The organism is Novosphingobium cyanobacteriorum, from assembly GCF_029436685.1.
Lineage (GTDB): Bacteria > Pseudomonadota > Alphaproteobacteria > Sphingomonadales > Sphingomonadaceae > Novosphingobium > Novosphingobium cyanobacteriorum.
In genome coordinates this window covers 22,556-30,180 of sequence record NZ_JAROCY010000031.1, presented here as the reverse complement: position 1 = coordinate 30,180, position 7,625 = coordinate 22,556, and the positions used below count along the sequence as shown (strand labels likewise).

General features: G+C 60.1%; 8 protein-coding genes. 2 read left to right on the top strand and 6 right to left on the bottom strand.

Annotated elements, in window-relative coordinates; genetic code table 11:
- The coding region (locus POM99_RS20445; protein WP_011607927.1) for a helix-turn-helix domain-containing protein at positions 1 to 535 on the top strand (535 nt) is incomplete at its 5' end.
- A 24-nt stretch (positions 536 to 559) separates the two neighbouring features.
- Here the strand turns inward: POM99_RS20445 and POM99_RS20440 are convergent.
- Together POM99_RS20440 and POM99_RS20435 are read right to left on the bottom strand one after the other, a co-directional pair.
- Complete coding sequence (locus POM99_RS20440; protein WP_277280541.1) at positions 560 to 769, bottom strand: HoxN/HupN/NixA family nickel/cobalt transporter; 210 nt, start codon at positions 767 to 769, stop codon at positions 560 to 562.
- 71 nt (positions 770 to 840) lie between these two features.
- Positions 841 to 1,734, bottom strand: coding sequence for a recombinase family protein (locus POM99_RS20435; RefSeq protein WP_277280540.1), 894 nt, complete (start codon positions 1,732 to 1,734; stop codon positions 841 to 843).
- Positions 1,735 to 1,983: 249 nt separating this feature from the next.
- On the opposite strand from POM99_RS20435, the gene POM99_RS20430 reads away from it, so the two are divergent.
- Positions 1,984 to 2,922 (top strand): helix-turn-helix domain-containing protein, encoded by a 939-nt coding sequence (locus POM99_RS20430; protein WP_277280539.1) that lies wholly within the window; start codon positions 1,984 to 1,986, stop codon positions 2,920 to 2,922.
- A gap of 6 nt (positions 2,923 to 2,928) precedes the next feature.
- On the opposite strand, the gene POM99_RS20425 is transcribed toward POM99_RS20430, so the two are convergent.
- From POM99_RS20425 to POM99_RS20410, 4 genes are all read right to left on the bottom strand, one after another.
- On the bottom strand, positions 2,929 to 3,207 hold the full coding sequence (locus POM99_RS20425; RefSeq protein ID WP_277280538.1) for a WGR domain-containing protein: 279 nt from the start codon (positions 3,205 to 3,207) through the stop codon (positions 2,929 to 2,931).
- 116 nt (positions 3,208 to 3,323) lie between these two features.
- Positions 3,324 to 4,337 carry a ParB/RepB/Spo0J family partition protein gene (locus POM99_RS20420; RefSeq protein ID WP_277280537.1) on the bottom strand — a complete coding sequence of 338 codons (1,014 nt, stop codon included), beginning with the start codon at positions 4,335 to 4,337 and terminating at the stop codon, positions 3,324 to 3,326.
- A 90-nt stretch (positions 4,338 to 4,427) separates the two neighbouring features.
- Positions 4,428 to 5,630 carry an AAA family ATPase gene (locus POM99_RS20415; protein WP_277280536.1) on the bottom strand — a complete coding sequence of 401 codons (1,203 nt, stop codon included), beginning with the start codon at positions 5,628 to 5,630 and terminating at the stop codon, positions 4,428 to 4,430.
- A 166-nt stretch (positions 5,631 to 5,796) separates the two neighbouring features.
- Positions 5,797 to 6,885, bottom strand: coding sequence for a replication initiation protein (locus POM99_RS20410; RefSeq protein ID WP_438823039.1), 1,089 nt, complete (start codon positions 6,883 to 6,885; stop codon positions 5,797 to 5,799).
- Positions 6,886 to 7,625 lie beyond the last annotated feature (740 nt).

The following is a 7,625-nucleotide window of genomic DNA, read 5'->3' as shown; positions in this document are numbered from 1 at the left end:
CATGGTCGCGGACATGGAACTGACGTTCATCAAGGACCGGCAGCGCGCCGGGATCGAGGCGGCGCGCGCCGAAGGCGTCTACAAAGGCCGGAAGAAAAACATCGATGACGATGAAATCCGACGCCGGATCACCGCCGGCGCGAGCAAGGCCAGCGTCGCGCGCGACCTCAAGATCTCAAGAATGACCGTCTATCGGGCGCTTGACGTCATTCCTTCAAGGATCGGGCTGCCGGAAAAGCCGCCTTCTGTCACCATCGCCCTGCATCTGACCATCGAGAACTTCAACAAGCATGGTCGTGGCAGAAAGCCCGCTCGCGAGCGCATTGAGGCGATGCTGGAGCGGGATTACCAGATGCAAAAGACCGGGAACTGCGATTACACGCTGACCGTCGCCTATGATCAGGGTGCCGATGGCGTCAGCCTCGATGATGAGATCGCATCTCTCCAGACAGAGATGTTCAACATCGCAGAGAGCTACAGGTGCTCGATCGAGACCGATGTTTACGAGATTGGAGGACAAGAGCGAGCCTGGTAGATCGCCATGTTCAATCTTTGTTCTTCAACATGGCCAAAATCGCAGCTTCGGGCCGACTGGGCCAAGCAGGATGGCTTGTCGTATGGTTCCCTTCACCGCGATAATGAAGGCCGCCATCATGGTCTTGGAATGGCCCGGCTCCAGGCCATGCAGCGCGCCCAGCAGGATGGCGCTGGGAATGAACAGCCAAGCGTGGGCACCGCCCTGGGCGAGAAGATTGGTCAGATCGAGCATGACGCCGCATATCCCCCCAGGGAGGATATTACAAGGTCTCTGGTTGCCCGTCGAAGGGCGGCTCAGAGACCCTACCCGCGCTCCAGCAGGTTCAATCCACGTGCCTGCTCCACAACACGGCTAACGCCTTCGGGCGACCATGCGAGACCGCCACGTGGCGTCGGCTCGCGCAGGTCACGCGACAGCCAGGCGGCGATTTCGCGCAGCGAACTTTGCGGTTGAGTTTTCAAGCGGTCGGCCACCAAGCGCGCAACGCGGCTATCCGGCGGCAACCGCGGTGCCGCTTGAAGGATCACCGGATCAGCATAGCCCGCATGGACCAGGCTGCGACAAGCCTTCACCAGCGTGCGTTCGCTGAATGATCGCACCGGAGGAGACAGGGCACGAATTTGTCGCAACACGAGGCTCCACGGGAGGTGGGGCCGCAGGCGCTGGACGGTTGGCAACCATCGATGACGACCGTCGAGCAATTCGTTGAGATGGCGTTCTTTGTGACTCGCTCGGATTTCCCTGATGGCGTCAGGATCACGCACGCGCATCTTGGGATTACCGGGCTTCGCCCCCCTCGCTACGGCCGCCTTGATACCGGCCCTGGTTCGTTCGCGAATAAGCGCCCGCTCGAACTCTGCAAATGCGCCAAGCATCTGCGTCATCAGCATGCCTTGCGCGCTCGATGTGTCGATCGGATCGTTGATCGAGCGAAAGTAGGCACCCTTCGCCCGCAACGTCTCGACGATCTCGAGCAGATGCGACAGCGAGCGCGCCAAACGGTCGATGCGAACAACCAAAAGAGTATCGCCAGATCCCACCCGTTCCAGCGCACGGGCAAGGTTCGGTCGTTCCTTGCTCGCCCCGCTCGCTTTGTCTTCGAAAATCAACACGCAACCCTGCCCCAGCAATGCATCGTGCTGGGCAGCAGTGTCCTGCTCGTCGGTGGAAACCCGGGCGTAGCCGATCAGGGCCATTTGTCACATTCCAAATAATGGGGGCAATAGAACGGTTGCCCCCGTTAGATATAATCATTTGGCGATCGTGGCTAGCGCTCATGAATCACGCAGTTCTGCGCCGTTTGAGGGCAGGAAGCCCTAAAATCGCACCGGAAATTGGTCCGAAAGCACCGCCCGCGAAGGGCCGTTATCGGACAGTGACAGAGGGCCAAAACAACCCTCAAAGCTGAGTATACTTTTTAAGCGTTTCCTATATTATTGGTCCCCATGGTGCTGACCCCTCCCCCGTGGCAACTGGCCCTCGCGCGGATCGAGGGGGCGCTGCCGTTTCTGGGCGCGCAAGTTGCCGAGGGGTTGGCGCTGGCCTCATTGCGGCGGCTGTGGCGCGTCCACGTCCGCGATTTTCCTCAGGAAAACCAAGGTCCTGAGCACAATCCTGGGCTCGAGGCGGCCGAGCTGACCCGCTCATGGTACACTGCCGAGCGCCGCGATTTCCTGTCGTGGATTGGCCGGCGCGGCCCCCCTCCCCTCGCCCGGGCCGCCCGGCTCGCCCTTGCCGCCAAAGGCGTCACCGAAAGCTTCGCCAGCGTGTTCGAAGCGGCCGATCGGGCGCTCGATCGGCTCGATGCACTGCTGCCGACGCGCGACCCGGTGGCAACGCTCAGCGAATGGCTCGAGCAACTGCGCGAAGACGAGATCGAGTTTCTCGAGCTCGGCAGCGAGGAAGTCGTGATCGAAGGCAAGGTGTTCCAGCGCTTCTCCGCGCGCGGGAGCGCCTGGGCTGCGTCGCTCGCAGCGGCGATGCGCCCGCACCTGTTCAGCCTCGGCGCAGCTCCGCTCGCTTTGGCCGGACTCGCCCCGCGCAGCCTGTTCCGCGCCGAACCCGAAAGCCCCCTCCCCGCGCTGCTGGGCCAAGCGATCAGTTCGGCCGCCGCGGATGTGGCAACCGACCTAGCTGCCGTGCGCGCTGCGCTCACGCAAGGGAACGAACGCCTGGCCGGTCTCTATGCCTCGTCGCAGGCGCCGGCGATGTGGCAGCTGATTGCGGGTCTGGGGCCCCTCACCCGCGCTGAACTGGCCCGGGCGCTCGGCGTGACCCGTCGTACCGCCTCTCAGGCCGCCACAGCGCTCCAGAAGGCCGATTTGGCCGCCTTGCGCCCGGGAGACCATGCCCTGGCCCCCAAAACGGCTCCCCGGGCCTCCTGAGCCGCCCTACGGGGCAAGCACAACCTCACGGTAGGGCACACCAATGCGCTTGGGCGCGCTGGCCCTACGGCGCAGCAATTGGGCGGCAAAGCGCGAAGCTTCGTCTTCGCTGGCAAACGAGACCGCCCTCCCCTGCCCCCGGGTCCCGATCCGGCCCCAGGCGAACTCGACGATCGAGGCCCCGAACAGGTCGCGGCTCAGCGCGACGGTATAGCGCCGGGCGACATTGCGCTCAGCACAGACGGCTTCGAGCCAGATGAAGCTGCCGTGGGTCGGGGTGTCCATGCGTGCATAAATGCCGCAAGCGGATTCTCGTGATCCAACGGGAATTTTGAATCACAGGAGTCGGACTGATTCACGCAGGCGATTTGTTGCGGTCTCCCGCGTGAAGGCATGAGTCTTCAGGTCCAGTACTGGTCCAAAACCGTGCGCACTGCTTCTTCCGCCTCTTGGCGCGTCGCTCCGCCCTTGCTCAGGAGAGTGAGGCGAATGCCCTTGCGATCCGCGCCTTCAATCCGAAGCACCGGCTTACCGCTCGCGTTCGCGACCGTTTCGGCCTTTCCTGACTTTTTGGGGGATCCTGACTTCTTGGGGGGGTCAACAGCCAGTGACAGTGCCTTGATCACATCAATGACGGGCATCGACTTTCCGGTTGCCTCACGCTCGTCGGCCAGGCGTGCAGCCTCTTGGAAGGCGCGTTCCTTGCGCTCGTCTGGTTTCAGAAGGGCCTTGAGAGCGATGGCGTTGCGAATGCCGAGTTCTTGCGGGTCGCCAAAAGCCCGGGTCAGTTCGTCGGGAAGGCGAGCGAGATCTAGATATCGCGTGAGCCAGCTTTCGGAGACTTTCAGCCGCTCGGCCATCGTCCTCTGACGGCCATCATAGTACGCTGTCAGTGCGCGCAGATAGTCCCTCGCCCGCTCAAGATCCGTAAGATCATCCCTGGCCCGGTTTTCGATGTCGGCGAGCCTGAATGCCTCTTCGTCGCCGATCTCTCGGACGTCGACCAGGAACTTGAAGTCAGGGTAATTGTGAGACCTCAGCCAGCTAATCGACCAATGTCGCCGCGCGCCGCAGATAACCTCAAAATCAAAGTCCTCATCACCGGAAAGGCGGCGCACAATTGCGGGGATTTCCTGCCGCCCTTGCGCCTTGATGCTCTCAATGAGATCCGAACACCGTTCTTCGTTCAGCAAGGCATAATCGCGGTTATGGCCTGCCCACATTCGGCATCTGGCAGGATCCACCAACTCATGGGTCCGATTGACAATTGCCCCGGATGCCAGGTCGGCAAGACGGTTTGAACGACCGGTTAGAACGTTCGATGCAATGCTCGATCGACGAGGCGCTGTGCCTGCGTCCGTCAGGTCAATCCCGGCCGCCAAATCGGCCGCAAAACCGCTGTTTTTCTTACTCATGCGACCCTCCCGTCAGCCGAATTGCACGCGTGCAATTTTCCAAGAATGCGAGCTTCTCACCCCAAATTGCACACGTGCAATTTCCGGTTTTCATGCCAAGGCCTCCTGGCGTAAACGCTTGTGATGACTGGGCCACATCGAACGAATATCGACCTCGATCTCAGCGTTGACGCCATCAAGATAGTTCAGGCACCGATTGCGCACAGCTGAACTGGTGGCGGGTCCATCAAGCTCATAGACCGTCATCAAACGCGCAGTTGCATTATCGATCTCGGCGGAGTCCTTCAGGGGCGTACGGACCATTGTGTGGCCGAACAGCGTCCGCATGAGCTGTATCAGCTCTTTCTGCATCGACTTATTTTCGTCGACCTTCGACGCAACGAAGCGAAGAAAATTGAGCTCCGGCGCAAGCCCGCGGTCAGCAAGCTGCTCGATCGTCTCATCCAACATGGACAGGAACGCTGCAGTCGACGAAAAATCCATGACGGTTGGCGGCACCGGCACCACCAGCGAGTTCGCCGCGCGCAGCACAGAGAGCGAGATCGCGCCGAGCGCCGGCGGAGGATCCATCACGATAACGTCAAAACGATCAGAGATGCTCGCAATGCCCTCCTTCAACCGGTCAAGAAGTGACGCATTGCCTTGGGCCATTCGGGCAGCGAGCTCGTACTCGGAGTTGAACAGGCGAAGGTTTGCCGGGATCAATTCCAAACCATCGAAATGGGTCTTGCGGAGTGCATAATCGAGGGACGATCGTTCGCCTTCGCGAAGGAACGGGTAGAGGGTGTCATCCTCGTTGAGATCGAGATCGGGGACGTAGCCAAAAAGCGTTGTTGCCGATGCCTGGCTATCGCAGTCGACCAAAGCCACGCGGTATCCTCTAATGGCAAGATACTGCGCCAAATGGACAGCCACCGTCGACTTGCCAACGCCGCCCTTGAAGTTCTGGACCGCTACGACGCAGCACGGGTCGCTCTCAGCTCGGTAAGGCCTCGTTCCGAAGACGCCCCGCATATCGTTGAGCTGCGCCAGCGTGTATCGCTCACGCCTGTTGTTATCAGTTCTCGCAGGCTCAGGAAGCCGACCGTCCTTCTCCGCATCGCGTATCGCAGCTGGGGTCCTACCCACGAGTTCGGCAGCTTTGCCGATCGTGAAAGTGGGCTCACGGCGGTCATCCGACCGGGCGCTTCTGGCCGAATCCCGCAGCTTCTCGAGCACCGACGAGGTCCGACTGGCCAGCGTTGCCACCGACACCAGGCGCTCCGCTTCCTCGATTTGAAGTCCGTTCGACACATGCCCACCTTTCGCAACTGAGCGTGTGCTACACTCACTTGCGCTTTTGGGTCAAGAAATTCACAAATTTCGAAAGTTGGAGCATCAAAACGGGGTCAAAATACCCCTAGCTCGGCCCAACCTGACTCGGTGGGGGATGCTGAAATTGCACGCGTGCAATTTCCACTCATTGAGGCCGGCCGCGACGATTGACCCAGCCCTCGCAAAACCCCTTCCACGCTGCGATCAACTTCGCCCCACGGAGCTTTTCCAATCGCTCGCCCATGTGCCCGCGAAAACCATCGGCGATCATATCCACATCCCAACCGCCGCCATACTGTCGGCCGATCGAACGAAACTCGGCCTCGTCATCGCCATAGCGCAGCGACCCTCGCGGAAAGCCGGCTTCTGGCGGCTTGCGGCCAGCGACTGCCTTACGCGGTGCCGGTATAGCCCCCTGCCCCACGGAAACGTTTTCAACTGTCCCTTCCCGGCGCGCTTGACGGCCAGCTGAATGTCTATCCAGTTCGTCGACTGTCTCGATTACCTCGGGCGCACCCTTTGGCTCAAACCGGAACTCAAGCTCAGTAACGGTTCTGCCCTGCCGGATCTCACGCCACTCGACACGGAAGTGAGCCAACTGATCGATCTCAGACTTAGCCTTTTCGAGAACTTTGCGGCGAAGCTGGGCAAAGTCCGTGTAGACATCGGGCGGGATACCAAGGGCAGCTCGGAGCGCCTGCATATCACCTCGCCATGTGGCCTGACGACGATGCAACCGAAGCGCCCCTAGTTCGTACAACTTGAGCGCGTAATTCGAGCGGAAACCCAGAACGGCCTGACGGTTGAGAACGGCATAGGTTTCGGAGGCTTGAATCAGTTTGCGCGCATCTGGCGTGAACTCCCACTCGATCCAGCCTGCTTCGCCGCCCTCTTCCTCTGTCTCCTCACGCGACCGGGAGATCAATGAAAACAGCAGCGTTGCCTTCTTCCCACGCCAGGATTTGTCATCAACGGCAAAGAGCGTTCGGTGCAACTCCTGAAGCATGTCGGTGATCCGCTCATTGCCCTTATGGCCGCGGCGAATGTCTGCTTTGCGGATCCTGTGTGGCCGATCCTCCCAAGCATCTCCTCCAGCAGTTAGGATCATCAAAGCCAGCAGCCGAGACGCCGTGAGACTGAGCGATTCACCTTTGACGAACTTAATTTCGATGATGCTGCCAGGCTTGGCGAATTCGTCTCCGCCCTTCGCCTTCAGAGCTGCCGCAACGCGCATGGCACGGCCGGGAGTTACTTCCTCCAGGTCCTCTTCAACAGCTTCGGCTATTTGGCCAACTTCACTTTCCATGCCATATTTCGATCAGAACGTGATTCTCGGGACTGGATTGCTGCCTGACCTGACCTCTTTCGTCAAGTCAGGTCAGGATAGTGACGTGGCCGCATCCCCCAAGCGGTCAGGATAGAATTGCCGCCCGTTGCAACGGGAAGCCGCGAAAACAGGCGAGTCGGTGTACCCTGGGTGAAAATAGGAAACTGGCCTTGATTTCGACCGGTTCGCGATTCAGAAGTTAGCTATGGGAGGGCAGGGGACGCTCGATCGGATGAGACCCCCAAGGAGTCAGGAAGACCCCAATGGGTCAGGTAAGTGCCCCCGTTGGGTCAGGCTGTAGCCCCCATGAGGTCAGGGAAACTCCCCCATCCGGTCAGCTTTGTGGCTGTAACCGTATGGATTTACGCCACTTTTAGCCTGCTGAATCTGAATCTCTAGAATCATGAATGCTTCCGCTGCAAGCAGCGGCGTCTGTAAATTGATTTTTTGAGAAACAGATACCGATTCGTGTGCGGCACATGGGCCGCCCATTCGGTAAGCAGGGCGCACAAGTCACGCTACGGGGGAGGGGAGTAGGGCTGAGCTGGGCAGTCATGCCCCTCGTCAGCAATCACCCTACATCAGATCTCCGCGCCCTCGTTGCTCGTCTGGGTGGCAAGTGGTCAGGTAACACCGCGATGTGCCGT